This is a genomic window from Allobosea sp. NPDC003192, from assembly GCF_050275675.1.
GTDB lineage: Bacteria > Pseudomonadota > Alphaproteobacteria > Rhizobiales > Beijerinckiaceae > Allobosea.
The window spans coordinates 376,856-401,943 of the sequence record NZ_JBNNPK010000002.1; the positions used below are offsets into that span (position 1 = coordinate 376,856).

Consider the following 25,088-nt stretch of genomic DNA (forward strand, 5'->3'; position numbering starts at 1 on the left):
CGGCTCCCCGATGCCCTGCCGTCAGATCAGCCCTTGATCTCTTCGATCGGATAGTCGCGCTTGATGTCGAAGGCAGTGCCCGGCCCGAACCACTTCGAGAAGGTCTTGTCGATCTCGCCCGAGCCAGTGGCCTTGGCGAGGGTCTCGTTGACCAGCGTCTTGAAGGCCGCCTCGCCCTTGCGCAGGCCGAGCCCCCAGGGCTCGACGAAGAGCGACTTCTCGATCACCAGCATCGGCACCTTCGACTGCTTGGCGAGCTTCACGAGGATCAATTCGGAAGCGCAGAAGCCGTCGACCTTGTCCTGCGCGAGGGCGAGGAAGGCTGAGGAGGTGTCCTGGAAGGTCACGGTCTCCGCAGTCGGGATCAGCCGGCGCACGCCCTGCTCGGAGGACGAGCCCTTGATCGCGGTGATCTTCTTGCCGCCGAACCCTTCGGCCGTGGTGATGCCTGACTCCTTGGTGGTCAGCAGCTTCTGCTGGCTGACGAAATAGGAATAGGAGAAGTCGATCTGCTGGGCACGCTCGGGCGTGTAGCCGAGATTGGCTGCGAGGATGTCGACGCGGCCCTGCAGCAGCTCCGGGATGCGGGCCTCGACGGCGATGGTCTTGAGCTCGAGCGGCACGCCGACCGCATCGGCGACCTTCTTGCAGATGTCGACGTCGTAGCCGACGATCTCGCGGGTCTGCGGGTGCTGGAAGGAGAACGGCTCGGAGGTTCCGAGCGTGCCGCAGATCAGCTTGCCGCGCGCCTTGATGTCGGCGAGCTGGTCGGCCCGGGCGCCCCCCGTGATGCTGGCGGTGAGGACGGCCGCGAGGCCGAGAACCGAAAAGAGCTTCATCATCATCCCCTGTTGTTATGATTGCTGCAGTGCTTCGCAGGCCCGCCTGATGCGGCCGCAGGCCTCCTCGATCGCGCCGAGCGAGGTCGCGATCGACAGGCGCAGATAGGGCGAGAGCCCATAGGCCGAGCCGTCGAGGACGGCGACGCCGGCTTCCTCGAGGAAGTAGAGGGCGACATCGAGGTCGCTCTTAAGCACCCGCCCATCCGGCCGGCGCCGGCCGATCAGCCCGGCGCAGCTCGGGTAGACATAGAAGGCGCCGTCGGGCTTCAGGCAGCTCATCCCGTCAATGGCGTCGAGCAGCTCGACCGCACGGTCGCGCCGCCGGCGATAGGCTGTGCGTGCCTCGCCGACGAAGCTCTGGTCGCCTTCCAGTGCCGCCGCGGCGGCCGCCATGCACATGGAGGCGGCGCCCGAGGTCGTCTGCGACTGGATGACGTTGATCGCCCTGACCAGCGCCTTCGGCCCGGCGCCGTAGCCGATGCGGAAGCCGGTCATCGCATAGGTCTTGGAGACGCCGTTGACGAGCAAGGTGCGCTCGCGCAGTTCGGGCGCGATCGCGACCGGGCAGACCGGCTCGCTGCCGTCGAAGCGGATATGCTCGTAGATGTCGTCGGTCATCAGCGCGACCTGCGGGTGGCGCTTCAGCACCTCGGTCAGCGCCGTCATCTCGGCGGCGGAGTAGAAGGCGCCGGTCGGGTTCGAGGGCGTGTTCAGGATCAGCCAGCGCGTGCGCGGCGTGATCGCGGCTTCGAGCGCCTCGGCGGTGAGCTTGAAGCCGGCATTCTCGCCGCAGGCGACGATCACCGGCGTGCCGTCGCAGGCCAGCACCATGTCGGGATAGGACACCCAATAGGGCGCGGGCACGATGACCTCGTCGCCCTCGCCGATGGTCGCGGCGAGCGCGTTGAAGATCACCTGCTTGGCGCCGCTGCCGACCACTATCTCGTCGGCGGCATAGCTGACGCCGTTCTCACGGGCGAACTTGGCGATGATCGCCTTGCGCAGGTGGAGCGTGCCATTGACGGGGGCGTAGCGCGTCTCGCCGGCGGCCATCGCGGCCGTCGTCGCCTGCTGGATATGGGCTGGCGTGTCGAAATCGGGCTCGCCGGTGGTCAGGTCGATGATGTCGCGGCCCTGCGCCTTCAGCTCCTGGGCCCGCATGCGCGCCACCATGCTCGGCGAGGGCTTGATCCGGCCGACACGGGCCGAAAGCGGAATGGCCGAGACCGTCACGACGCAGCCTTTCCGGTGCCCATGTAGAAGCTGTCGATGCGTCCCTCCGCGATCGCGGCGAGCGCGTTCGCCTCGCGCTCCTCCTGCTGCCGGACCAGTGCGAGGAGCTCGACTGCGTCGGCCCGATCGAAGGCGACGACGCCGTCGGCATCGCCGACCACGACGTCGCCCGGCATCACCACCATGCCGTCGACCGAAACGGGGATGTTGATCTCGCCCGGCCCGCTCTTATAGGGCCCGCGATGGGTCACCCCGCGGGCATAGCAGGGGAAATCCGCTTGCAGGAAGGCGTCGACATCGCGGATCGCACCGTCGATGACGAAGCCGGCGACGCCCATCTTGCGCGCGCGGCTCATCATGATCTCGCCGACCAGCGCCTGGGTCAGGTCGCCGCCGCCATCGACGACGAGGACGTCGCCGGGGCGCAGCAGCTCATAGGCACGGTGCAGGGTCTGGTTGTCGCCGGGCCTGGTCTTGACCGTCACTGCGGTACCGATGAGCCGGCCGGAGCGATGATAGGGCCGCAACGCCCTGGTTCCGTGCAGGCGGTTCATCACATCGGAGATGATCGAGACCGGTGCGCTCCGGAAGCCGTCAAGCACGGTGGCGGGGACGGCAGGGCCGCTGGGATTATTGCGATGACCGATCAGCGGCATGGAATATTCTGTCCCGGAGGGCGTCGTTACGAAAATTATGTGACATGGCGGCAATGCCAGAAAGCGAATATATTTCTCGCCAGCCATCGCTTTTCTTCATTGGAAGATAGATGGCGGCCAGAGCGGGGAAGCGATGCCGGCGAGCCTGAGGCAGATTGAAGCCTTCTATTGGACCGCGAGGCTCGGTGGCTTCACCGAAGCGTCTCGGCATCTTCATCTGGCGCAATCGACAGTGTCGAAGCGCATCATCGAGCTCGAAACCGTGATAGGCGGGCCGCTCTTCGACCGCTCCAGCCACGCTTTGCGCCTGACGCGTGCCGGCGAAGCGAGCCTGCCGATCGCCGCCGAGATGCTGGCGCTGGAGCCGCGCTTCCGCGAGGCGGCCGGCGGCGCTGCGACCTTCTCGGGGCCGTTCCGGTTCGGTACGACCGAGCTCGTCGCCCTGACCTGGCTGCCCAAGCTGATCGTCGCGATGAAGCGCGACTATCCCAACGTCGTGCCCGTGCCCGAGGTCGCCGCCAGCGTCGACCTGTTCGGCAAGCTCGGCAGCAACGAGCTCGACCTCGTCATCGGGCTCGATCCGCCGCAGGCGATCGAGCTTACCAGATTGCCGCTCGACGCTGTCCAGCTCGAATGGGTGTCGGCGCCGGGCTTCGGCCCGGCAGAGGACACGATCCCGCTGAACGAGATGGCGCGCTACCCGATTCTGACCCAGACTCAAGGGTCCGGCCTGCAGAAGCTGGTGCTCGACTGGGCCGTGGCGAACGGGCTCGACATCAACCGTGCCGTGCAGTGCAACAGCCTGAACGTGCTCGCCGGTCTCGCCGCCGCCGGACTGGGCGTCACCTTCCTGACTGCCAGCTATTTCGAGCCGGAGATCGCTCGCGGCCATCTGCGCGTCATCCGGACCGAGCCGCCGATCCCGCCGCTGCGCTACTACGCCGTGCATCGCAAGGACGACATCTCGCCGCTGGCCGAACGCGTAGCGGCGATCGCCCAGGAATGCTGCGATTTCACGGCCCGCAGCCTGCCGAGAGACTAGGATGGTGAGCTGAACGATCCGTGATCTTGCGGTTGCCGGAGCGGCTTCGTCACCGACGTCCAGAGACAATGGCGGGCTGGGGAAGGCGGCCGCGGACATCCATCACGTCGTGATGGATGCAGGATTTCGAACGGTCCTCTACGGCCGAGAGGCGTGCTCCAGCCTCCGTTCACTTGCCGTATTGCTGGATCAGGGCGCGGGCGTCGGCGAGCAGCTTCTTGCCGTCCGCGCCCTTCGCGCCGACCTCCTTGACCCAGTCCTCCTCGACCGAGGCGGTCGCGTCGACCCAGCGCTTGTACTCGTCCTGGGGCAGGTCGTAGAAGACGCCGCCGAGATCGGCCGCCTGCTTCTTGAACGGCTCGACCACCGCATCGAAGCCGGTCTCGCCGGCCCAGGCCGAGGTCTCCGGCCCGCTATTGGCGTCGATCACCTTCTTCAGATCGGCCGGCAGGGCGTCGTATTTCGCCTGGTTCATCCCGAACAGGAAGATCGTGTTCGAGATGCGCGGCGCTTCCGCAGGGACGTTGAGATGGTATTTGGCGATCTCGGCCAGCTTGATCGCCGGCGAGCCCTCCCACGGCACCGCCGCGCCGTCGACGACGCCCTTCGCCAGCGATTCAGGCACCGCCGGCAGCGGCATCTGCACCGGGGTGGCGCCGAGCGCGGCGATCATCTTCGAATTGGCGCGCGTCGCCGCCCGGATCTTCAGGCCCTTCATGTCGGCGAGCGTCTTCGGCTGCTTGCTGGTGAAATGGAAGAGCGCGCCGTCATGCACATGCATGAACACCCGCTTCACGCCCTTGTACTCGTCCTGCGCGTTCTTTTCGACGTAGTCCCAGAAGGCACGGCTTCCAGCCTTGGCCGTCACCACCATCCAGGGCAGTTCGAAGACCTCGGACTTGGCGAAGCGGCCGGCGGCATAGGTCGGCACGGTCCAGATCGCGTCGACGACACCGTCGCGGACCTGGTCGAAGAGCTGCGCCGGCGTACCGCCGAGCTGCATCGCCGGATAGATCTGGCATTTGAGCTTGTCGCCCGATTCCTTGGCGATCTTGTCGCACCAGGGCTGGATCAGCTTGACCTGTGCGCTCGAGGTCGAGGGCAGGAAGTGATGGACGCGCAGGATCACCTGCTGCGCTGCCGCCTGCGAGACGCCCGCCAGGCTTGCCAGCCCGCCGAGGACGAGACCGGCGCAGAGCCGGTTGAGGATGGATGTCTGCTGCTTGCTCATGCTGCACCTCCCTGTGTGTTTTCTGCCTGTGCTGTCGTTGCCTGCTTGATCGTGAAGGGCCTCACAGCGCGCCGAATGCCTTGACCAGGACGAGCGAGATCGAGGGGAAGGCGACGAGGAGGACGATGCGGACGAGGTCCGAGGCCAGGAAGGGCATCACGCCCTTGAAGGTCTCGACCAGCGGCACGTCCTTGGCGAGGCGGTTGATGATGTAGACGTTCATCCCGACCGGCGGATGCACCAGGCCGATCTCGACCACCATCAGCGCCAGGATGCCGAACCAGATCGACTTGTCCTCGACCGACATGCCGTAGAAATCGAGTCCGATGATCATCGGGTAGAAGATCGGGATCGTCAGCAGGATCATCGCCAGCGAGTCCATGACGCAGCCGAGCAGGATGTAGATCAGCAGGATCATCGCCAGCACGAAGAGCGGAGCGAGGCCGCTGTCCTTGACCCAGGCCGCGAGCTCGGCCGGCATCTGCGACAGGGCCAGCGCCGTGTTCAGCATGTCGGCGCCGAGCAGGACGAGCAGGATCATCGCCGTGGCCTGCGCGGTGCCGAGCGCGCTGTCGATCAGGCCGCGCCAGCGCATGCCGCCGCTGATCACTGCGATCGCGCCGCAGGCAGCGGCGCCGATCGCGGCCGCCTCGGTCGGCGTCGCCCAGCCGCCATAGATGCCGACGATGACGAGCGCGAAGACCAGGATCACCGGGAACACGCCGGCCAGGACCTTGAGCCGCTCCGGCCAGGGCACGCGCGGACCGGCCGGGCCGGCTTCCGGATTGCGCCGCACGATCAGCTGCACGACGAACATGTAGCCGAACATCGCGATCAGCCCGGGCACGACGGCGGCCATGAACAGCTTGCCGATCGATTCCTGGGTCAGGATCGCGTAGATCACCAGCGGCACCGAGGGCGGGATCATGATGCCGAGCGTGCCGCCTGCCGCGAGCGCGCCGGTCGCGAGGCTGCCTGAATAGCGGTAGCGGCGCAGCTCCGGCAGTGCGACCTGGCCCATCGTCGCCGCGGTCGCAAGCGAGGAGCCGCAGATCGCGCCGAAGCCGGCGCAGGCGCCGATCGCGGCCATGGCGACGCCGCCGCGGCGATGGCCGATGAAGGCGCTGACACAGCGGAACAGGCTCGCCGACAGGCCGCCATGGGTAGCGAACTGGCCCATCAGCAGGAAGAGCGGGATGACCGTCAGATCGTAATTCGACAGGCGGGCATAGGGGATGGACTTCAGGATGTTGAGCCAGGGCGTCCAGTTGCCGCCCATCAGGTAGACATAGCCGCCGGAGCCGGCGACGAACATCGCGATGCCGATCGGCACGCGGAATGCCATCAGCGCGAGCAGGCAGGCGAAGATGGTGAAGCCGACCGAGATCCCGCTCATCGACGAGGCTCCCCGCGGCGCGTGACTTCCTGGGCATGGCGCGCCGCCATGTAGAAGCCGGCCAGCGCCAGCATCGCGAAGCCCGGCACCATGGCGATCTGCGCCCACCAGACGGGGATGTCGAGGATCGCCGAGGTCTCGCCCGATTCCTGCGTGCCGATGGCGCCGACACAGACGCGCCAGGTCAGCACGGCCCCTACCAGCCCGACCAGCAGCGAGCCGAAGGCGTCGAGCGCATGGTTGACCCAGGGCGGGGCGGCGGCCGTGAAGAAGTCGACCTTCACGTCACCATGGTTGAGGTGGCAATAAGCGAAGAAGGCTGCGGATGCTGCAGCGGCGATCATCTGCAGGAGCTCGACGTCGCCGGGAACCGGGGCGGAGAACAGCTTGCGGCCGACGATCGAGACGATCGACATCGCGACGAGACCGACGAAGAGCAATCCTCCGGCGATCGCCAGGACCTTCGCGACGGCTAGCAGCGCGCGCCCGGACGGTCCGAAAACGACCGGATCGTTCGCCGGCGTGCCCGGCACGGGTTCCTGCATAGGTGCTTCTCCCCAGTTTATCTGCGGCACGCTGTCTCGCGCGCTCGGTCGTCGGATCCTGCGCCTAGAACGGGTAGTGGCGCGGCGTGGTCTGCAGCGTCAGCCAGCGCAGTTCGGTGAAAGCCTCGATGCCGGCGCGCCCGCCGAAGCGGCCATAACCGCTGTTCTTGACGCCGCCGAACGGCATCTGCGCCTCGTCATGCACGGTCGGGCCGTTGACATGGCAGATGCCGGATTCGATGCGGGCCGCCACGCGCCAGCCGCGCGCCGTGTCGCCGGTGAAGACGGCGGCCGAGAGCCCATAGGGGTTGTCGTTGGCGCAGGCGATCGCCGCTTCCTCGCCATCGACGCGCACGATCGCCTTGACCGGGCCGAAGCTCTCCTCGCAATAGATCCGCATCGCCGGGGTGACATGATCGAGCAGCGTCGCCGGGAAGAGCGTGGTTTCGGACTTGCCGCCGCAGACCAAGGTCGCGCCCTTGGCGAGAGCGTCGTCGATCAGGGCGTTGCAGCGCTGGGTCGCCTTCATGTCGACGACCGAGCCGAGCACGACCGGCCCTTTGCGCGGATCGCCGAGCGGCAGCTTTTGCGCCTTGGCGGCGAGCCTCGCGACGAAATCGTCGGCGATCTTGCTGTCGACCACGATGCGCTCGGTCGACATGCAGATCTGGCCGGAATTAGCGAAGGCGCCGAAGGCGATGCCGGCGACGGCCGCATCGAGATCGGCATCGTCGAGGACGAGGGCAGGGGCCTTGCCGCCAAGCTCCAGCACCACCGGCTTCAGATGCTCGGCGCAGAGTTTTGCGATGATCCGCCCGACATCGGTCGAGCCGGTGAAATTCACGCGCCTGACCGCCGGATGCGCCACCATCGCCGCAACGACCTCGGCGGCGTCCTCGGGCGCATTGGTGACGAAGTTGACCACGCCCTCCGGCAGCCCCGCTTCCTGCAGCGCGGCGATGATCAGCCCATGCGTGCGCGGGCAGAGCTCCGAGCCTTTCAGCACGACGGTGTTGCCGCAGGCGAGCGGCACGGCGACGGCGCGCGTGGCGAGGATGACCGGCGCATTCCACGGCGCCATGCCGAGCACGACGCCGGCCGGCTGGCGTACCGCCATGGCAAGGCTGCCCGGCACATTGGAGGGGATGACCTCGCCGCTGATCTGCGTCGTCAGCGCAGCGGCCTCGATCAGCATGTCGGCGGCGAGATGGACGTTGAAGCCGGCCCAGATCGCCGAGGCGCCGGTCTCGGCCGACATCGCCGCGCTGAAATCGGCGGCGCGGGCTTCCAGCGCATGCGCGCCCTTGACCAGCAATTCGCGGCGCTTGCCCGGCGGCGTCTGCGACCAGGCCGGGAAGGCACGCGCTGCGGCATCGACGGCTGCGCGCGCGTCATCTGGCGTCGCCGCAGCGGCGCGGCTGGCGACGGAGCCGTCGAGCGGATTGCGGCGCTCGAAGATCCGCCCGCCGGTCGCTGCGACCGCCTTGCCGTCGATCAGAAGGTTGATGGTGTCGGTCATCTTTCGATCCTCGAAGCTCAGGCGATCACGATGTCGATCAGGTTCGGGCCGGACGCTGCGAAGGCGGCGCGCAGGCGCGGGGCAAGATCCTCGGGGCGCTCGACCCGCTCGCCCGGCACGCCCTGTCCACCGGCCAATTGCGTGAAGTCGATGCCCGGCAGTTCGGTTCCGGCTGGCTTGTCGTTCGGCGCGTAGCCGAAGACCGGCGCGAAATCCTGCAGCGCCGCATAGCGGCGATTGTTGAGGATCAGGAAGGTCATCGGCAAGTTCAGCTGCGCCGCGCTGTAGAGCGCCTGGATCGAATAGAGGCTGGAGCCGTCGCCGATCAGCGCGATCACCCGGCCCGGCAGCTTCATCCGCTGGCGTGCCAGCGCGATGCCGACTGCTGCCGGCATGCTGTGCCCGAGCCCGCCGCTCGCCATGGTGTAGAAGCTGTCGGCGCCATTCATCGGCAGATAGGTCTGGATGGTCGAGCGGGTGCTCGGCGCCTCCTCGACCACGACGTCGTCGGCATGGCGCTCCCGGTCGATCACCGAGAGCGCATAGGCCGCCGACATCGGCACGCCGGGGGAGGGGACCGGCGGGATGGGGCGGGACAGCGCCGCCTCGCGCCCGGCGCCGGGTGCGCTCGCGGCAAGCAGCGCCCGCACGCCGAGATCGAGGCTGGCGACGACGCTGTCGCCGACCGGCGCCCAGGCGGCCTGCTGCGGATCGTCGACGATCTGGGCGAGCTGTGCGCCTGGGGGGGCATGCGGGCCGTTGCCCTCGACATGATAGGTGAAGGCCGGTGCGCCGAGCACGAGGATGAAGTCGTGCGGCGCCAGGCGCTCGACGATCTTCTCGCGCATCGCCGGCAAGAAGCCGCAAAACTGCGGATGGCGCTCGGGGAAGCCGCAGCGCGCGGACATCGGCGGGACATAGACCGAGGCCCGATGACGCTCGGCCAGCGCGACGACATCGTCGATGGCCTGATCACGTGCGACGCCTGCGCCGACGACGAAGGCCGGCCGCTTGCTGGCGTTGAGGCGCTCGGCGACCGCGGCGATCGCATCGGGGGCCGGCGCCAGGGCCTGGCTGACACGGCGCGGGACGACGAACTCGCCAGGCTGGTCCCAGTCATCGGCTGGGATCGAGATGAAGACCGGGCCGCGCGGCGGCTGCATGGCGATGTGGTAGGCTCGCGCCAGAGCGAGCGGCAGGTCGGCGCCGCGCGCCGGCTCGATCGCCCATTTGACGTAAGGCTTCGGCAGCTCCGTCGCCTGCACCGAGGCGAGAAAGGGGTCGAAAGGCAGGATCGAGCGCGCCTGCTGGCCAGCGGTGATCAGCAGCGGCGTCTGGTTCTTGAACGCCGTGAAGATGTTGCCCATGGCGTGGCCGACACCGGCGGCCGAGTGCAGGTTGACCAGCGCCGCATTGCGCGTCGCCTGGGCATAGCCGTCGGCCATCCCCACCACGACCGCTTCCTGCAGGCCGAGCACATAGCGGAAGTCCTCGGGATACTCCCGGAACATCGGCAATTCGGTCGAGCCGGGATTGCCGAAGACCGTATCGATCCCGAGCTGGCGCAGCAGGTCGAGCACGGCTTCGCGGACGCTCGGACGGGCGGAGGATGGTGTGCTGTCGGCTGGCATGCGCGTCCCTCGGATCGGAGGGCACTGTGACGATGCACCGGTCATTGCTCAATTAGATGAAGCGACTAAGTATTATTCGAATGGCGAATATCGATTCGATCGATCTCAACCTGCTGAGGCTGTTCGACGCGGTCTATCGCACCCGCAATGTCAGTCGCGCGGCGGAAGAGCTCGGCCTGTCGCAGCCGGCAACCAGCCAGGCCTTGACGCGCCTGCGCCTCTTGCTGCGCGATCCGCTGTTCGAGCGCGTCGCCGGGGGCGTGCGCCCGACCGCTCGCTCCGAGCGCCTCGCCCATTCGGTCCAGGCGGGCCTCGCGCTGCTGGAAGCCGGCCTTAAAGAGGGTGAGAGCTTTGATCCCGCTACGACGGATGCCGAGTTGCGCCTGCATCTCAGCGACATCGGCGAAGGGCGCTTCCTGCCGCCGCTGATGACGACCTTCCGCGAGATCGCGCCGAACCTGCGCATAGTCGCGCGCGCCTGGCCGCATGAGGCGATCTCCGAGGCACTGGACAATGGCCAGCTCCACTTCGCGCTCGGCTTCCTGCCGATCGTAGGCGGCACCGCCCATGTGGAAATGCTGAGCGACCGTTACCAGGTCTTCGTCCGTGCCGACCACCCGGTGACGCGCCAAGCCGTAGACGGCGCCTTGAGCGCTGAGGCGATCGCAAAGCTCGACTTCGTCGCCGTGCGCTCGCATGCCCAGACGCAGCGCATGCTGGAGATGCTGCATCTCGACCCGCGTATCCGGTTGGTCGTCTCCAGCTTCATGGCGCTGCCGCCGATCATCCGCGCCACCGATCTCGCCGTGCTGATGCCGCGCCAGATCGGTCTTCACCTCGAGCCGATCGGCGCTTTCGCCCTGCTGGAGCCGGCCTTGCCGCAGCGCGATTTCAGCGTCGCGCTGCACTGGAGCCGCCGCCACGCCCAGAATGCCATGTTGCGCTGGGCGCGAGAGGTCATCCTGGAGCTGTTCAGGACCGGTGCGCGATCCGGCTAGGCCAGCAAAGTCAACTGAACCGCTGGCCTTGCTATGGGCTCAGGGAGCCTCAGAGCTGCTGCGCACCGCGATAGCGCGTGAAGACGCTCTGCCGGCCGGCGGAGAAGACGACGACGTCATAGGTATCGGGCGCCTGGCCCGGCACTTCCATGCCAGGCGACCCGACCGGCATGCCGGCAACGGCGAGGCCGGTCACCTTCGGGCGCTCGGCGAGCAGCCGCTTGATCGCTTCTGCTGGGACATGGCCTTCCAGCACATAGCCGCCGATTTCGGCGGTGTGGCAGGAGGCAAGCGCATCGGGCACACCGAGTTTCGTCTTGAGCGGCGCGACATCCGCGACTTCAACCACTTCGACCGGGAAGCCGGCCGCCTGCACATGCTTGACCCAGTTGCCGCAACAGCCGCAGTTAGGGTCGCGCGTCACGACCATTTTGGGCAAGGTCTCGGCGGCATCAGCCGGGCGCGACAGTGCGAATGCGGCGGCGCCAAGCAGTAGGCCGCGGCGGGAGAGGGTGAGCTCGTTCACCATGTCCCGCCTCAACCGACCAGCTCCGCGCTCGGCGTGTAGCCGGCCGCGGTGATGGCCGATCGGATCGCGGCGACATCGGCGCTGCCCTCGACGCTGACCAGCTTCGAGCCAGGATCGGCGGTGACGGAGGTGCCGGGAATCTTGCCCTCGACCGCCTGCTTGATCGTGCCGGCGCAATGGCCGCAGGTCATGTCCTCGACGCGAAGGCTGATCACACCGCCGGGAGCGGGCGCCGGGGCCGAGGTGGTGGTGGAATGCTGCTGGCAGGAACACATGGCGGCAAAGTCCTTCGCGTGATGGTTGCCTCACCCTGCACCTTCCAACGATGGTAAGGTCAAGCGTCTTTCGGGCATTTTCTGGGAGGCGTCAGCGAGCGCCCGGCAACTCATGCCGGATATGCGCAGTTGCGCTGGTGTAGCGGCGCGAAGCCTGCATTGTTCGAGCAGGCCACGCAGCGAAGAACCAGTCATGCCTGAGACGCAAGCCACGCGGCCGACGCCGCTGCAGCTCTTCCTGATCTTCTCCCGGATCGGCCTGACCAGCTTCGGCGGCGGCCTCAGCGGCTGGATGCTGCGGGAATTCGTGCAGCGGCGCAGGCTGCTGAGCGAGGAGGACTTCCTCAACGGGCTTTCGATCGCGCAGGCGCTGCCCGGCGTCAACGTCACCAACATGGCGATCTGGATCGGCTACAGGCTCGGCGGGCGCGCCGGTGCCATCGCTTCCTGGCTCGGCATGATCGTCCCGGCCGCCTTCGTCATCGTCCTGATCGGCAGCACCTTCGCTTCGATCTCCGGCTACGAGTTCAGCCATGTCGCGCTCAACGGCGCGGCTGCAGCGGCGATCGGCCTCTCGCTGGCGATGGGGCTGACGGCGGCGCGGCGCGTGCCGCGCCGGATCTTCCCGCTCGCCGTCATGACCGCGACCTTCATCGCGGTCGTGGTCCTGCACTGGCCGCTGCTCTGGACGGTGCTGGGCATCGGTTCGCTCAGCGTCGCCGTCGCCTATCAGCAGAGCTGAGCGCGCTTCGATGCCGGCTACGCCCCTCAGCATCCTCCTTGTCTTCCTGCCGCTATCGCTGGTCACGATCGGCGGCGGGCAGAGTGCGATCGCCGACATGCATCGCCAGATCGTCGACGTGAACCACTGGCTGAACGCCGCGCAATTCGTCGACGCCTTCGCCATCGCGCGGCTGGCGCCCGGGCCGGGATCGCTGCTGGCGACGCTGATCGGCTGGCAGATCGCTGGCTTCTGGGGAGCCGTCGCCGCGACGATCGGCATTTTCGGGCCGACGGCCGTGCTGATCTATGCCGTCACCAGCCTGTGGTCACGCTATCAGGGCGCCCGCATCCTCACCGCGCTGGAGACGGGCTTGCGGCCGGTCGCGGCCGGGATGATCCTGGCGGCGAGCTATGTCCTGATTCAGGCGCTCGATGGCGGCTGGCTCGCGCGCGGCCTCGCCTTGGTCTCGACGGCGTTGCTGATGCTGACCCCGGTCAACCCGCTCCTGCTGATCGGAGCCGGGGCCGGCTGCTTTGTCGGCCTGCACATGCTGGCGCTGGTGTAGACGGCCGGGCGCCTCGGCCTCACACGCCGTTCCGGACGGCACGGAATTGCGCGAGGAAGGCCTGCGGCTCGGGCAGTGACGCCATGCGCGCGACCTCGCGCTCTTTGGGTGGCTTCGCCGCGAGCCCGGCGGTGCTGGTGGGGAAGAACTGGATCGCCGGTGTCCCCTCGATCCCGTAGAGCTTCGCCAGCGCCTTTTCGCTCAGCTTGCCGCCGTCGAAATCGGTGACCTCGCGCGCGCCGAGGATGTTGAGATGCAGCACCGCGAAATTGTTGCGGATATAGCTTTCGATCGCCGGGTCGGCGAGGTGGACCTCGTGCATGCGCCGGCAGGCCGGGCAGTTGCGCAGGCCCCAGAGGATCGCGAAGCGCTTGCCGCTTTGGCTCGCATTGGTCAGGTCCTCGGCGAGATCGAGGAAGCTCTCCAGATACCAGTCTTCCTGGTAGAGCCCGTCCTCGCCGAGCTTCGCCTTGGCGAGGGCCGGCGCTGTCGCCACGGCCGCCATCGTGCTCGCGAGCAGGCTGCGTCGTGTGATCATGGCGTCGCCTCCGCACAGAGCTTCGACGGCTCTGGTATAAACATATGAATACGACTATGTTCGGCCGATGATTGCAAGCGGCAGACATCGCGCGGGGCTGGCAGCGGCGTTCACGTTGCCGCTATTGCTGTCGCTGCCGGCCTTCGCCGCCGAGCTCGTGATGTACACCCGCAATGGCTGCCCGTTCTGCGTCCGCTTCGAGCGCGAGGTCGCGCCGGTCTACGCGAAGACGCCGGAAGGCACGGCCGCGCCTCTGCGGCGAGTCGATCTGCCGGCCGGCGGGATGCGAGGCGGCGGCTTGCTGGAGCCTGTCATCGCGACGCCGACCTTCGTGCTGATGGACGGCGAGAAGGAAGTCGGCCGTATCACCGGCTACCTCAACGACGACATGTTCTGGGGTTTGCTCGGGCGGCTGGTTGCTGTCATTGAGATTCCTCAGGTTCAACGATCAGGCGCACCGACCCAATGACCGCGATCGTCTCGAAAGCGCTCGAAACCGAACTGCGCGACGGCGCCGAGTTCTCGCCCGAGCTCGACCAGCTGATGCGCAAGGCCCGCAAGGCCAGCGATTTCCTGAAAGCTCTCTCGCATGAGAACCGGCTGCTGCTGCTCTGCCTGCTGGCCGAGCGCGAGCGGACGGTGACCGAGCTCGAGAACCTGCTCTCGCTGCGCCAGCCCATGGTGTCGCAGCAGCTGGCGCGCCTGCGGCTCGACCAGCTCGTCACCACCCGCCGCGACGGCAAGGCGATCTATTACAGCCTCGCCAGCGACGATGTCCGGCGCGTCATCGCCGTGATCTACGACATCTTCTGCAACCCGCCCGGACTCGAAGCCGGCAAATCGTGAGCAACCAAAGCCGCCAGCGGCGACTGCCATGATCGAGCTGCCGCCCTGGGGCGCGGCATTGGCCGGTGTCGCTGTCGGCGCCGCCTGCGGCTTCACCGTCCGCCGTGCCCGGCTCTGTTCCTTCGGAGCGGTCGAGGATGCCTGGATGGGCGGCGACACAAGGCGCCTGCGGATCTTCGGCCTTGCCCTGGCGATCGCGCTGATCGGCACGCAGGCGCTGATCGGGCTGCATCTGCTCGATCCTGCGAGTTCGACCTATGTGCAGCCGGCGCTGCCCTGGCTCTCGATCATCGTCGGAAGCACCTTGTTCGGGCTCGGCATGGCGCTGGTCGGCACCTGCGGCTTCGGCTCGCTGATCCGGCTGGGCTCGGGCGATCTGCGCAGCCTGATCGTGATGATGGTCTTCGGCGCGGTCGCCTATGCGACCTTGCGCGGCATGTTCGCGCCGATCCGGATCGAGGTGCTGGAGAAGGTCTACTGGCCGCTGCCCGGCGGCCTCAAGGGCGATCTCGCCGGGATCATGACCTATCTCGGCGCTCCCGCCGCGCGTCTTCTGATCACCGCAGCCGGCGCACTCGTCCTCATCGCCATCGTCGCCATCGATCCAAGGCTGCGACGCTCGCCTCGGCTTTTGCTGGCGGGCGTGACGCTCGGCCTGGCCGTCGTCTTCGGCTGGTGGGTGACGGGCGTTGCGGTCGACGCCTTCGCCACCGTGCCGCGGGCGCAGAGCCTGACCTTCGTCTCGCCGGTCGGGCGGGCGCTCTACGCTGTGCTGAGCGCGCCCTCGGCTCTGCTCGAATTCGGCATCGGCACGCTTGCCGGCGTCACGCTCGGCTCCTTCCTGTCGGCGCTCTACGACCGGGAATTCCGCTGGGAAGCCTTCGACGACGACCGCGAGATGCGCCGCCATCTCCTCGGCGCCGTGCTGATGGGTGGTGGCGGCGTGCTCGCCGGCGGCTGCACGATCGGTCAGGGCATCTCGGCCGGCTCGATGCTGGCGCTGTCCTGGCCGCTGGCGATCGTCGGCATGATGATCGGCGCGCGGATCGGCATCGCCTTCCTGGTCGAAGGCTCGATCCGGGGGCTGTGGCAGCGCGGCTGATGGCTTGCGATCAGCCGGCAGCGACGAAGCGGTAGGCCGTGCCCTGCCGCTCGACGCGGCCGACGGCGCCGGGCAGGTGGTAGCCGATCACCTGCGCCTTGTCTTGGCTGAGCCGGTCGAGCAGCTTGCGCCGCGTCGCGACGGCGAGATCGGCGTCGTGGTCGGAGGCGGGCCGCCAGTCCGGCCGCGCGAACGAGATCAGCGGATGCGTCAGCGCATCGCCGAGCACCATGACCGGCCCGCCGGCTGCCTTCAATGCGAAGGAGACATGACCGGGCGTGTGGCCTGGCGTCGCCACCGCCTCGATCCCCGGTAGCCATTCGCGGCCGGGCTCCAGCCGTTCGAGCTTGTCGCCGAGCTCCTTGGCGATGCGCTGCGCCCCGGCCGCGAAAGCATGCCGATCCTCGGGCAAGCCCGCATAGACCTTGGGATCGCTCCAAAACCCGATCTCGGGTGCGGCCACCAGCCAGCGCGCATTGGGAAAGAGCGGGCTGTCGAATTCGTCGAGCGCGCCCCAGAAATGGTCGGGATGGAGATGGGTGAAGAGCACATGCGTCACCGCGTCGGGCTCGATCCCCGCCGTCTTCAGGCTCTCGCCGAGCTTGCCCGAGCCAGCCAGGAAGTTCGCGCCCGAGCCGCAATCGAACAGGATGACATCCTTGCCGCGCTTCAGGCAGGTGACGTTGAGCACTGAGCGCGTCGGCCCGCTCTGCTTCGCCTCGGCGGCGAGCTCTGCCGGCGCGACATCGCGCGCCAGCATCGACAAGGGCAATTCGAAGCTGCCGTCGCTGAGGACGGTCAGCGTCTCCTCGCCGGAGCCGAGCGTCGCCACGACTTGCGTCAGGGCCGGTGTGGCCAAGGCGCAGGCACCGGCGGTGACGAACAGGCGGCGCGTCAACATGGGCTGCTCCGGCAAGGCTTACTTGTTCACCGGTGATTCCGGATCGAACAGATAGGCCATCACATCCTTGATCTGCTGCTCGTCCAGCACCTTGTTGACGCCGAAGCGCGGCATGTTCGAGCAGGGCACCACCGCCATCGAATTGTAGATCTTGGTGTAGGCGTCCTTGATCGTCTCGGGATCGTATTTGCGATCCTTGCCGTAGGCGGACAGGCTCGGCCCCAGCGTGCCGTAGCTGACCTCCTTCGGGTCGAGCTGGTGGCAGGCGAAGCAGTTGCCGCCGGCGACCGTGCCCGGCGGATCGGAGAACTGGCCGCCGCGGCCGTTATTGGCGACCTGATAGCCCTTCTTCCAGTCGCCGAGGAATTTTCCGTCGGCGGGATAGACGACGCGGGCGCTCTCGCGCTTCAGCATCGCCTCGGACTCGGCCGAGGACGGGTTGTTGCGGGTCGTGTTGCAGACCGCGAGCGAGTCGTCCGGCTTGATCCTGGCCTGCCATTCGGCCGAGGCCTTGCCGAAGGTCGACTTCAGATAGGCGTCGATCACGGCCTGGGCCGGGCGCTCCTGGGCGCTGGCGGCCCCCGCGGCGAGCAGCAAGGCTGCGAGGGGAATGAATGTCCTGATCATCACGTTTCCCCTCAGCGCTTGATCGACGGAACTTTGATCTCGCCGCCTTCGGCCTGCTTCTGCAGGAAGACGGTGAGCGCGGTCAGGGCTTCCGAGCCGTATTCCGGCACCGGCCAGCGCTGCTGGCGATAGCAGTCCCAGAGCCGGTGCTGCATCGTCCGGAGCGCGCTCTGCGAGACGCGGTAGGTTGGCCAGGAGCCCATCGTCTCCTGCGCGGTCTTGCCCTTGACCGAGAGGTTGGGCAGCCCTTGCAGGCGGATGCGCTTGCCCTCCTCGGCATGGCAGGTTGCACAGGAGAAGTCGTTGACGCCGCCGCGGGTGTAGAACAGTGCCTCGCCCACCGCCGCCATCTCCTTCTCCTTGGGATGGGAGAGCTGCGGCTGGATCTTCATCTCGCTCGACTTGTTGGCGATGAAGGCGACGAGGTCCTCCATGTCGGATGCCCGCGCCGGGCCGGAGAAGCGGCGCAGGACGACCTCCTTGGTGTCGAGCCCCTGCAGCTTGTCCATGCACCAGAGCAGGCGCTGCTCGGTGTCCATCACCTTGTCGGCGTCGGCGAAATAGCGCGGCAGCTTGGCGAAGGCGCCCTCCAGCTTGCCGGGGCCTTCGCCGAGATCGCAGCCCTCCAGCGAGACGTTCTTGGTGCCACGCTTCTCCGCCCACAGGCCCTCGCCGCGATCGACCGCGAGGAAGCCCGGATTCGAGAACGGATCCGAGAGCATCTGGCGATAGCGCTCGATCTCCTTCTCGCTGTCGTCCTGCGGCGGCGATTGCGCGGTCAGCGGCCCGGCCGCCATGATCATGACGGCCGCCAATGCGGCCGCTCCGAGGATCGGAAGCTTCATCCCTCGCCCTTTCGTTTCCTCTACAGCCGCTTATGCTGCGGCTTGGTCGCTGGCCCTTTCGGGGGCTTTACATTCACAAAAAACAATATCACGATACGTGCAAATGATTGGCGACCCGGCGCGGCGCCGTCAAGCGTTAAAACAAGACGAATTCCAGGGAGGAGCCCCCGCATGCAGACCCAACCGTCGACGCTGTCGCGCCGCGATGCGGTGAAGGCCGCCGCCTGGGCTCTCGCCGCCGCCGCGATCGCGCCGAAGCTCGCCTTCGCCGACGAGAAGGCGGTCGCCGCAGAGATCAAGAAGCTCTACGGCGACAAGCCGATGGCCTCCGGCAAGATCAAGCTCGACGTGCCCGAGATCGCCGAGAACGGCCTGGTGGTGCCGATCAATGTCGAGATCGAGAGCCCGATGACCGAGGCCGACTACGTCAAGGCCGTGCACGTCTTCGCCGAGGGCAACCCGCTGCCGGGCGTCGTCAGCTACCAGTTCACCCCGGCCTGCGGAAAGGCCTCGGCCGCGACGCGCATGCGGCTCGCGCAGACGCAGGACATCATCTGCGTCGCCGAGATGTCGAACGGCGCGCTGCACACGGCCAAGGCCAACATCAAGGTCACGATCGGCGGCTGCGGCGGCTGACGCCGCGCATCGTCATCGACCAGAACAAGGCGAGGAAACACCCATGACCACCAAGCCCACGCCGCGCGTGCGCGTTCCGGCCAAGGCCACCGCCGGCGAGATCATCGAGATCAAGACGCTGATCTCGCACGAGATGGAATCCGGCCAGCGCAAGGACGCCAAGGGCGAGACCATCCCGCGCAAGATCATCAACAAGTTCACGGCGAGCTTCAACGGCAAGCCGGTCTTCTTGGCCGACTGGTTCTCGGCGATTTCGGCCAACCCCTACCAGTCCTTCTTCTTCAAGGCGACGGAATCGGGCGAGTTCACCTTCACCTGGAAGGATGACGACGGCTCGGAATACACCTCGAAGAACAAGCTGACGGTCGGCTGAGCCTTTTAAAATCGTATCGCCGCCGGTTTCCGGCGGCGCCTTTCGCCTTGCATTCCCTGGATCGCGATGTGCGCGCATCCAAAGGATGAGTCATGATCTCGAGACGAGACTTCCTGCAGGCGACGGCGGTCGCTGCGGCTTTGACCGCCGGCTCCGGCCTCGGCCCGCTCGGGCGCGCCGCCGCCCAGCAGAAGCTGTCGCAGGCCGATATCCTGCGCTTCGAGCCGCAGGGGCAGGTCACGATCCTGCATGTGGCCGATATCCATGCCCAGCTGATGCCGCTGCAGTTCCGCGAACCGGCGGTCAATCTCGGCGTCGGCGAGGTCAAGGGCCTGCCGCCGCATCTGACCGACGCGGCCTTCCGCGAGCATTTCAAGATCGCGGCGGGCTCGGCCGACGCCTTCGCACTGACCTCGGACGACTTCGTCTCGCTCGCCCGCAACTATGGCCGGATGGGCGGGCTCGATCGGATCGCGACGCTGGTGAAGGCTGTTCGGGCCGAGCGCGGCGACGACAAGGTGCTGCTGCTCGACGGCGGCGACACCTGGCAGGGCAGCTGGAGCTCGCTCCAGACCAAGGGCCAGGACATGGTCGAGGTGATGTCGGCGCTGAAGCTCGACGCGATGACCTCGCATTGGGAGTTCACGCTCGGCGCTGAGCGGGTCAAGGAGATCGTCGAAGCTGCTCCCTTTGCCTTCCTCGCCCAGAACATCCGTGACAAGGAATGGAACGAGCCGGTCTTCCCGCCGCGCAAGGTCTTCGAGAAGGGCGGCGTCAAGGTCGCTGTGATCGGCCAGGCGCTGCCGCGCACCGCCGTCGCCAATCCGCGCTGGATGTTCCCGGAGTGGGAGTTCGGCATCCGCGAGGACGAGCTACAGAAGCAGGTCGAGGAGGCTCGCGCCGAGGGCGCCGCGGTCGTCGTGCTGCTCTCACATGACGGCTTCGATGTCGATCGCAAGCTGGCGAGCCGGGTCAAGGGCATCGACGTCATCCTGACCGCCCACACCCACGACGCCATGCCCGGGCTGATCCGTGTCGGTGAGACCGCATTGGTAGCCTCCGGCTCGCACGGCAAGTTCGTCTCGCGCCTCGACATCGCCGTAAAGGACGGCAAGGTCGCCGATATCCGCTTCAAGCTGATGCCGGTCTTCGCCGATGCGATCGCGCCCGATCCGGAAATGGCGGCGCTGGTGACCAAGCTGCGCGCGCCCTATGCCGCCGAGCTCGCCAAGGAGATCGGCCGCACCGACTCGCTGCTCTATCGGCGCGGCAATTTCAACGGCAGCTTCGACGACCTGATCTGCGACGCCATGCTCTCGCAGCGCGACGCCGAGATCGCACTCTCGCCGGGCTTCCGCTGGGGCGGTTCGCTCCTGCCGGGCGAGGCGATCACCTGGGAGGCGATCAGCAACGCGACTGCGATCACCTATCCGAACTGCTACCGGATGGAGATGACCGGCGCGCAGCTCAAGGAGATCCTCGAGGACGTCGCCGACAACATCTTCCACCCCGACCCCTATTTCCAAGGCGGCGGCGACATGGTCCGCATCGGCGGCATGGGCTACGCCATCGATGTCGGCAAGCCGATGGGCAGCCGCATCTCCGGCCTCACCCATCTCAAATCCGGCAAGCCGATCGACGCCTCCCGCAAATACGTCGTCGCCGGCTGGGCCAGCGTCAACGAGGGCACGCAGGGGCCGCCGATCTGGGACGTGGTGCGAGACCACGTCGCCGCGACCAAGACCATCACCATCAAGCCGAACGACGCCGTGAAGGTGAGCGGGGCATGAGCGCCCCCGCCGTCACTCTCGTCGAAAGCCAAGGAGACGAGGCATGACCTCTCCCGCAAAACCTGATGCGCTGAGCCGTCGCCGCTTCCTCGGCGGAGCGGCGGTCGCCGGAGCCGGCTTCGCCGGCACTGGGCTCGCCCGCGCCGAAGCAGGCAAGCCCGATCCGCTGATCACCGAGGTCCAGGACTGGAGCCGCTATCTCGGCGAGGGCGTCGACAAGCGGCCCTATGGCACGCCGTCGCGCTTCGAGAAGAACGTGATCCGCCGCGACGTCTCCTGGCTGACGGCTTCGCCGGAATCCTCGGTCAACTTCACGCCGCTGCACGAGCTAGACGGGATCATCACCCCGTCAGGCCTCTGCTTCGAGCGCCACCATGGCGGCATCGCCGACATCGACCCGGCCAATCACCGCCTGATGATCCATGGCCTCGTCGACAAGCCGCTGGTCTTCACCATGGAAGACATCAAGCGGATGCCGCGGCAGAACCGCATCCACTTCCTCGAATGCGCCGCGAATTCCGGGATGGAATGGCGTGGCGCGCAGCTCAATGGCTGCCAGTTCACCCACGGCATGGTCCACAACGTCATGTATACCGGCGTGCCGCTGAAGGTGCTGCTGGCCGAGGCGGGCGTGAAGGCCAACGCCAAATGGCTGATGCTGGAAGGCGCCGATTCATCCGGCATGAACCGCTCGCTGCCGATCGAGAAGGCGCTCGACGACGTGCTGATCGCCTTCGCCATGAACGGCGAGGCGCTGCGGCCCGAGCAGGGCTATCCGCTGCGCGCCGTGATCCCCGGCTGGGAGGGCAATCTCTGGGTCAAATGGCTCCGGCGCCTCGAGGTCGGCGACCAGCCCTGGCAAGCGCGCGAGGAGACCTCGAAGTACACTGATCTCCTGGCCGATGGCCGCTCGCGCCGCTTCACCTTCTTCATGGACGCCAAGTCTGTGGTGACTAACCCCTCGCCGCAGGCGCCGCTGAAGCAGAAGGGCCGCAACGTCCTCTCCGGCCTGGCCTGGTCGGGGCGTGGCACGATCAAGCGCGTCGACGTCACCCTCGACGGCGGCAAGAACTGGCAGCACGCAAGGATCGACGGGCCGGTGCTCGATAAGTCGCTGACCCGCTTCTATGTCGACTTCGACTGGACCGGGCAGGACCTCTTGATCCAGTCGCGCGCCATCGATTCGACCGGCTATCTCCAGCCGACCAAGGAGGAGCTGCGCAAGATCCGCGGCACCAACTCGATCTACCACAACAACGGCATCCAGACTTGGCATGTGAAGGCGAACGGGGAGACCGAGAATGTCGAGATCGGTTAATCCCGTCCTGCTTGCGGGCCTCGCGGCGATCGCCGTTCTGGCCGCCGCGCCGCTGATCGCCCAGACCAAGCCGGCGGCCAAGCAAGCGCAGGCGCATCCGCCGGCGAAGGCTGCTCCTGCCCCCGCCCCGGCCGCCAAGCTCGGTCTCGGCCGCGAGGCGCTGCCGGAGGAGATCAAGGCCTGGGACATCGCGGTGCGCCCCGACGGCAAGGGCCTCCCGCCCGGCAAGGGCACGGTCAAGCAGGGCGACGAGATCTTCCAGGCACAATGCGCCAGCTGCCATGGCGAGTTCGGCCAGGGCAACAACCGCTGGCCGGTGCTGGCCGGCGGGATGGGCTCGCTGAAATCCGACCGGCCGGAGAAGACGATCGGCTCGTTCTGGCCCGATCTCTCGACCGTGTTCGACTATGTCCGCCGGGCCATGCCCTATGGCAATGCCCAGTCGCTGTCGCCCGACGAGCTCTACGCGGTCACCGCCTATTTGCTCTATCTGAACGACATCGTGAAGGACGAGGACTTCGAACTGTCCGATAAGAACTTTACCAGTGTGAAGCTGCCGAACGCGGCCGCCTTCTACGACGACGACCGCGAAACCACGGAGAAGGCCTTCTGGGGCAAGGAACCCTGCATGACCAACTGCAAGCCGGAGGTGAAGATCACCGGACGGGCGGTGATCCTGGACGTGACGCCCGATTCCAAGACGGCGCCGAAGGTCGACTGATGCGAGGAGCCGGCGCCGTCCGTCTTGCGGTGCTCGGCTTCGTCCTGGCCTGCGCGCCGGCGAAGGCCGCCGGGGACAAGGCGCTGGGGGAATATCTCTCCGCCGAATGCACCAGCTGCCACCAAAGCAGTGGCAAGCAGGTCGGCGGCATTCCGGCGATCATCGGCCATCCGGCCGAGCAGTTCGTCGCGCTGATGAACGCCTATCGCGAACGGCAGCGCGACAATCAGGTGATGCAGGCAATCGCAGCGCGGCTCTCCAGCGAGGAGATCGCGGCGCTGGCCGCTTATTACGAGAGTTTGAAGCCCAATCCTTAGCCGGGCATATGGCCTGCACAGCGGAGGGGAGATGATGTCGGAGGATACCCAGCAGGCTTCGCGCCGGGCGCTGATGCTGGCAGCGGCCGGCGTCAGCGCGGCCGCCACGCCGGTGCTTGCAGCGCCTCGGCAGACGGCGCTCGCCGACCTCAAGAAGGAAGCCGACGTCGCCTGCCTCTATCATTGCGATTTCGGCGATCCCCAGCGCTTCGTCCAGATGCTGCAGAACATCGCCAACCACTATTCCGCCTATGGCGCCGACCCGTTCGCGCTGCAGCTCGCCATCGTCGCGCATGGCGCCGGCGTGAAGTTCTTCCTGGAGAGCCTCGACGGTACCAGCTGGAGCGAGGAAGCCGCCGCGATCCCGAAGATATTCGAGCGGGTCGAGGACGTCGCCAAGAACGGGCTGAAGGTCCATCTCTGCGAGATCACCTTCTCCCGGCTGAAGATCGACAAGAGCAGGGCGCGCAAGGCCGAGTTCGTCAGCTTCGTGCCCTCCGGCGTCGCCGCCGTCGCCGCGATGCAGAGCAAGGGCTTCGCCTATCTGAAGGTCGGATAGGGCCCGCAAGAGGCCTGCCGCGCACGATGGGAAGGGGAGAGGAAAGCATGTCGACCAGCCGCCGCACATTCCTGACCGGGTTCGCTGCTGTAGGCAGCTTCGCCATCGCCTCGCCGGCCGTGCTCGGCCAGGGCAAGCCGCGCGTCGTCGTGATCGGCGGCGGAGCGGGCGGAGCTACCGCTGCGAAATACATCGCCAAGGACTCGAACGGCGCCATCGCGGTGACGCTGGTCGAGGAGAACGAGGTCTACCAGACCTGCTTCCACTCCAACCTCTTCATCGGCGGCTTCAAGTCCTATGAGGAGATCAGCCATCGCTATGACGCGCTGGCGAAGAACCACGGCATCACGCTGGCCCGCGCCCGCGCCACCCAGATCGATCGCGACAAGAAGGAGGTGGTGCTCTCGACAGGCGACCGCCTGCCCTATGACCGCCTCGTGGTCTCGCCCGGCATCGACCTGAAATACGATTCCGTCCCCGGCTGGTCGAAGGAGGTCGAGGAGGCCATGCCGCATGGCTGGAAGCCTGGCCGACAGACGCAATTGATCAGGCAGAAGCTCGACGCGGTGCCAAATGGCGGCACGATCGTGATGATCGCCCCGCCCAATCCCTATCGCTGTCCGCCCGGCCCCTATGAGCGGGCATCGATGTTCGCCCATGTGCTCAAGGCGAGCGGCAGGCGCGACTGCAAGATTCTCATCCTCGATCCGAAGGACAGCTTCTCCAAGCAGGGCGTGTTCCAGGAGGGCTGGGAGAAGCATTACGGCGCGATGATCGAATGGCTCGGGCCGAAGGTGCATGACGGCATCAAGTCGGTCGATCCGAAGAGCAACACCGTCGTCACCGGTTTCGAGACCTATAAGGACTGCGCCTTCGTCAACGTCGTTCCGGCGCAGATGGCGGGCGAGATCGCCCGCTCCGCGGGCCTGGCGCCCGCCGGCGGCTATTGCACCATCGATCCGGCCTCGATGAAATCGGCCGTCGATCCCAACATCTTCGTGCTCGGCGATGCCTGCATCGCTGGCGACATGCCGAAATCCGCCTTCTCGGCCAACAGCCAGGCTAAGGTCGCGGCGATGGTGATCCGCGGCGAGCTTGCGGGCGGCCGCACCTTCCCGGCGCGCTACATCAACACCTGCTGGTCGCTGATCGAGACCGACGACACCATCAAGGTCGGCGGCCGCTACGAGGCCAAGGACGGCAAGATCGCTGCGACCGAGACCTTCGTCTCGCAGCCGCGCGAAAGCGCCGAGCTGCGCAAGGAGAACCAGGCCGAGAATGTCGGCTGGTACGCCGCGATCACCGCCGACATGTTCAGCTGAAGCCATT

29 protein-coding genes are annotated in these 25,088 nt (G+C 67.0%); 15 read left to right on the forward strand and 14 right to left on the reverse strand.

Annotated elements, in window-relative coordinates:
• Window positions 1-26: 26 nt before the first annotated feature.
• The 3 genes from ACQKLX_RS04535 to ACQKLX_RS04545 are packed head-to-tail and all read right to left on the reverse strand — an operon-like array spanning window position 27 to window position 2,731.
• On the reverse strand, window positions 27-839 hold the full coding sequence (locus tag ACQKLX_RS04535; RefSeq protein WP_427359866.1) for an ABC transporter substrate-binding protein: 813 nt from the start codon (window positions 837-839) through the stop codon (window positions 27-29).
• A 15-nt stretch (window positions 840-854) separates the two neighbouring features.
• On the reverse strand, window positions 855-2,075 hold the full coding sequence (locus ACQKLX_RS04540; RefSeq protein ID WP_427359867.1) for an aspartate transaminase: 1,221 nt from the start codon (window positions 2,073-2,075) through the stop codon (window positions 855-857).
• Window positions 2,072-2,731 carry an RraA family protein gene (locus ACQKLX_RS04545; protein ID WP_427359869.1) on the reverse strand — a complete coding sequence of 220 codons (660 nt, stop codon included), beginning with the start codon at window positions 2,729-2,731 and terminating at the stop codon, window positions 2,072-2,074. Before ACQKLX_RS04545 ends, ACQKLX_RS04540 begins: the two co-directional genes overlap by 4 nt.
• Window positions 2,732-2,864: 133 nt before the next feature.
• Between ACQKLX_RS04545 and ACQKLX_RS04550 the strand changes: the two genes are divergently transcribed.
• Window positions 2,865-3,773: a LysR family transcriptional regulator gene (locus ACQKLX_RS04550; protein WP_427359871.1), complete on the forward strand. Its 909-nt coding sequence runs from the start codon at window positions 2,865-2,867 to the stop codon at window positions 3,771-3,773.
• A 169-nt stretch (window positions 3,774-3,942) separates the two neighbouring features.
• On the opposite strand, the gene ACQKLX_RS04555 is transcribed toward ACQKLX_RS04550, so the two are convergent.
• The 5 genes from ACQKLX_RS04555 to mdlC all read right to left on the reverse strand — a co-directional run bounded on the left by ACQKLX_RS04555 (window position 3,943) and on the right by mdlC (window position 10,095).
• The gene (locus tag ACQKLX_RS04555; protein WP_427359873.1) at window positions 3,943-5,004 is read right to left on the reverse strand and encodes a TRAP transporter substrate-binding protein; all 1,062 of its coding nucleotides are present in this window, start codon (window positions 5,002-5,004) and stop codon (window positions 3,943-3,945) included.
• 61 nt (window positions 5,005-5,065) lie between these two features.
• Entirely contained in the window at window positions 5,066-6,400 is a 1,335-nt protein-coding gene (locus ACQKLX_RS04560) for a TRAP transporter large permease (protein ID WP_427359875.1), read from the reverse strand.
• Window positions 6,397-6,945 carry a TRAP transporter small permease gene (locus ACQKLX_RS04565; protein WP_427359877.1) on the reverse strand — a complete coding sequence of 183 codons (549 nt, stop codon included), beginning with the start codon at window positions 6,943-6,945 and terminating at the stop codon, window positions 6,397-6,399. Before ACQKLX_RS04565 ends, ACQKLX_RS04560 begins: the two co-directional genes overlap by 4 nt.
• A gap of 64 nt (window positions 6,946-7,009) precedes the next feature.
• Complete coding sequence (locus ACQKLX_RS04570; protein WP_427359879.1) at window positions 7,010-8,464, reverse strand: aldehyde dehydrogenase; 1,455 nt, start codon at window positions 8,462-8,464, stop codon at window positions 7,010-7,012.
• A gap of 17 nt (window positions 8,465-8,481) precedes the next feature.
• A complete protein-coding gene (gene mdlC / locus ACQKLX_RS04575) occupies window positions 8,482-10,095 on the reverse strand; it encodes a benzoylformate decarboxylase (protein ID WP_427359881.1) in 1,614 nt (537 codons plus the stop codon).
• A gap of 80 nt (window positions 10,096-10,175) precedes the next feature.
• Here mdlC and ACQKLX_RS04580 point away from each other — a divergent pair, with 80 nt between their 5' ends.
• On the forward strand, window positions 10,176-11,093 hold the full coding sequence (locus ACQKLX_RS04580; RefSeq protein WP_427359882.1) for a LysR family transcriptional regulator: 918 nt from the start codon (window positions 10,176-10,178) through the stop codon (window positions 11,091-11,093).
• Window positions 11,094-11,142: 49 nt separating this feature from the next.
• Here the strand turns inward: ACQKLX_RS04580 and ACQKLX_RS04585 are convergent, their stop codons facing one another.
• Both ACQKLX_RS04585 and ACQKLX_RS04590 read right to left on the reverse strand, forming a co-directional pair.
• The gene (locus tag ACQKLX_RS04585; RefSeq protein WP_427359884.1) at window positions 11,143-11,622 is read right to left on the reverse strand and encodes a DUF411 domain-containing protein; all 480 of its coding nucleotides are present in this window, start codon (window positions 11,620-11,622) and stop codon (window positions 11,143-11,145) included.
• 8 nt (window positions 11,623-11,630) lie between these two features.
• Entirely contained in the window at window positions 11,631-11,897 is a 267-nt protein-coding gene (locus tag ACQKLX_RS04590) for a heavy-metal-associated domain-containing protein (RefSeq protein WP_427359885.1), read from the reverse strand.
• A gap of 193 nt (window positions 11,898-12,090) precedes the next feature.
• Here ACQKLX_RS04590 and ACQKLX_RS04595 point away from each other — a divergent pair, with 193 nt between their 5' ends.
• The gene (locus ACQKLX_RS04595; protein ID WP_427359887.1) at window positions 12,091-12,639 is read left to right on the forward strand and encodes a chromate transporter; all 549 of its coding nucleotides are present in this window, start codon (window positions 12,091-12,093) and stop codon (window positions 12,637-12,639) included.
• Window positions 12,640-12,649: 10 nt separating this feature from the next.
• Window positions 12,650-13,186 (forward strand): chromate transporter, encoded by a 537-nt coding sequence (locus tag ACQKLX_RS04600; RefSeq protein ID WP_427359889.1) that lies wholly within the window; start codon window positions 12,650-12,652, stop codon window positions 13,184-13,186.
• A gap of 19 nt (window positions 13,187-13,205) precedes the next feature.
• Here the strand turns inward: ACQKLX_RS04600 and ACQKLX_RS04605 are convergent, their stop codons facing one another.
• Window positions 13,206-13,724 carry a thioredoxin family protein gene (locus ACQKLX_RS04605; RefSeq protein ID WP_427359891.1) on the reverse strand — a complete coding sequence of 173 codons (519 nt, stop codon included), beginning with the start codon at window positions 13,722-13,724 and terminating at the stop codon, window positions 13,206-13,208.
• A gap of 115 nt (window positions 13,725-13,839) precedes the next feature.
• On the opposite strand from ACQKLX_RS04605, the gene ACQKLX_RS04610 reads away from it, so the two are divergent.
• Genes ACQKLX_RS04610 through ACQKLX_RS04620 form a run of 3 tightly spaced genes read left to right on the forward strand, consistent with a single transcriptional unit; the run spans window position 13,840 to window position 15,672 of the window.
• Window positions 13,840-14,193 carry a thioredoxin family protein gene (locus ACQKLX_RS04610; RefSeq protein ID WP_427359892.1) on the forward strand — a complete coding sequence of 118 codons (354 nt, stop codon included), beginning with the start codon at window positions 13,840-13,842 and terminating at the stop codon, window positions 14,191-14,193.
• Entirely contained in the window at window positions 14,190-14,570 is a 381-nt protein-coding gene (locus ACQKLX_RS04615) for a metalloregulator ArsR/SmtB family transcription factor (RefSeq protein WP_427359894.1), read from the forward strand. Before ACQKLX_RS04610 ends, ACQKLX_RS04615 begins: the two co-directional genes overlap by 4 nt.
• Window positions 14,571-14,598: 28 nt before the next feature.
• The gene (locus tag ACQKLX_RS04620; protein ID WP_427359896.1) at window positions 14,599-15,672 is read left to right on the forward strand and encodes a YeeE/YedE family protein; all 1,074 of its coding nucleotides are present in this window, start codon (window positions 14,599-14,601) and stop codon (window positions 15,670-15,672) included.
• A gap of 10 nt (window positions 15,673-15,682) precedes the next feature.
• On the opposite strand, the gene ACQKLX_RS04625 is transcribed toward ACQKLX_RS04620, so the two are convergent.
• Genes ACQKLX_RS04625 through soxA form a run of 3 tightly spaced genes read right to left on the reverse strand, consistent with a single transcriptional unit; the run spans window position 15,683 to window position 18,003 of the window.
• Window positions 15,683-16,573, reverse strand: a complete 891-nt coding sequence (locus ACQKLX_RS04625; protein ID WP_427359898.1) for an MBL fold metallo-hydrolase — start codon at window positions 16,571-16,573, stop codon at window positions 15,683-15,685.
• Window positions 16,574-16,591: 18 nt separating this feature from the next.
• Window positions 16,592-17,200, reverse strand: a complete 609-nt coding sequence (gene soxX, locus ACQKLX_RS04630; RefSeq protein WP_427359899.1) for a sulfur oxidation c-type cytochrome SoxX — start codon at window positions 17,198-17,200, stop codon at window positions 16,592-16,594.
• A gap of 11 nt (window positions 17,201-17,211) precedes the next feature.
• Window positions 17,212-18,003 carry a sulfur oxidation c-type cytochrome SoxA gene (soxA, locus tag ACQKLX_RS04635; RefSeq protein WP_427360101.1) on the reverse strand — a complete coding sequence of 264 codons (792 nt, stop codon included), beginning with the start codon at window positions 18,001-18,003 and terminating at the stop codon, window positions 17,212-17,214.
• 213 nt (window positions 18,004-18,216) lie between these two features.
• Here soxA and soxY point away from each other — a divergent pair, with 213 nt between their 5' ends.
• The 8 genes from soxY (at window position 18,217) to ACQKLX_RS04675 (ending at window position 25,081) form a co-directional block, all read left to right on the forward strand.
• A complete protein-coding gene (gene soxY, locus ACQKLX_RS04640; protein ID WP_326874898.1) occupies window positions 18,217-18,681 on the forward strand; it encodes a thiosulfate oxidation carrier protein SoxY in 465 nt (154 codons plus the stop codon).
• Window positions 18,682-18,724: 43 nt separating this feature from the next.
• On the forward strand, window positions 18,725-19,054 hold the full coding sequence (gene soxZ / locus ACQKLX_RS04645) for a thiosulfate oxidation carrier complex protein SoxZ (RefSeq protein ID WP_427359902.1): 330 nt from the start codon (window positions 18,725-18,727) through the stop codon (window positions 19,052-19,054).
• 92 nt (window positions 19,055-19,146) lie between these two features.
• A complete protein-coding gene (gene soxB, locus ACQKLX_RS04650) occupies window positions 19,147-20,844 on the forward strand; it encodes a thiosulfohydrolase SoxB (RefSeq protein ID WP_427359904.1) in 1,698 nt (565 codons plus the stop codon).
• 43 nt (window positions 20,845-20,887) lie between these two features.
• Complete coding sequence (soxC, locus tag ACQKLX_RS04655) at window positions 20,888-22,162, forward strand: sulfite dehydrogenase (RefSeq protein ID WP_427359906.1); 1,275 nt, start codon at window positions 20,888-20,890, stop codon at window positions 22,160-22,162.
• Window positions 22,146-22,883, forward strand: coding sequence for a c-type cytochrome (locus ACQKLX_RS04660; RefSeq protein ID WP_427359907.1), 738 nt, complete (start codon window positions 22,146-22,148; stop codon window positions 22,881-22,883). The genes soxC and ACQKLX_RS04660 overlap by 17 nt, the downstream gene beginning before the upstream one ends.
• Window positions 22,883-23,200: a c-type cytochrome gene (locus ACQKLX_RS04665; protein WP_427359909.1), complete on the forward strand. Its 318-nt coding sequence runs from the start codon at window positions 22,883-22,885 to the stop codon at window positions 23,198-23,200. Before ACQKLX_RS04660 ends, ACQKLX_RS04665 begins: the two co-directional genes overlap by 1 nt.
• 34 nt (window positions 23,201-23,234) lie before the next feature.
• Entirely contained in the window at window positions 23,235-23,759 is a 525-nt protein-coding gene (locus ACQKLX_RS04670; protein WP_427359910.1) for a DsrE family protein, read from the forward strand.
• 47 nt (window positions 23,760-23,806) lie between these two features.
• Window positions 23,807-25,081 carry an FCSD flavin-binding domain-containing protein gene (locus ACQKLX_RS04675; RefSeq protein ID WP_427359912.1) on the forward strand — a complete coding sequence of 425 codons (1,275 nt, stop codon included), beginning with the start codon at window positions 23,807-23,809 and terminating at the stop codon, window positions 25,079-25,081.
• Window positions 25,082-25,088: the final 7 nt, after the last annotated feature.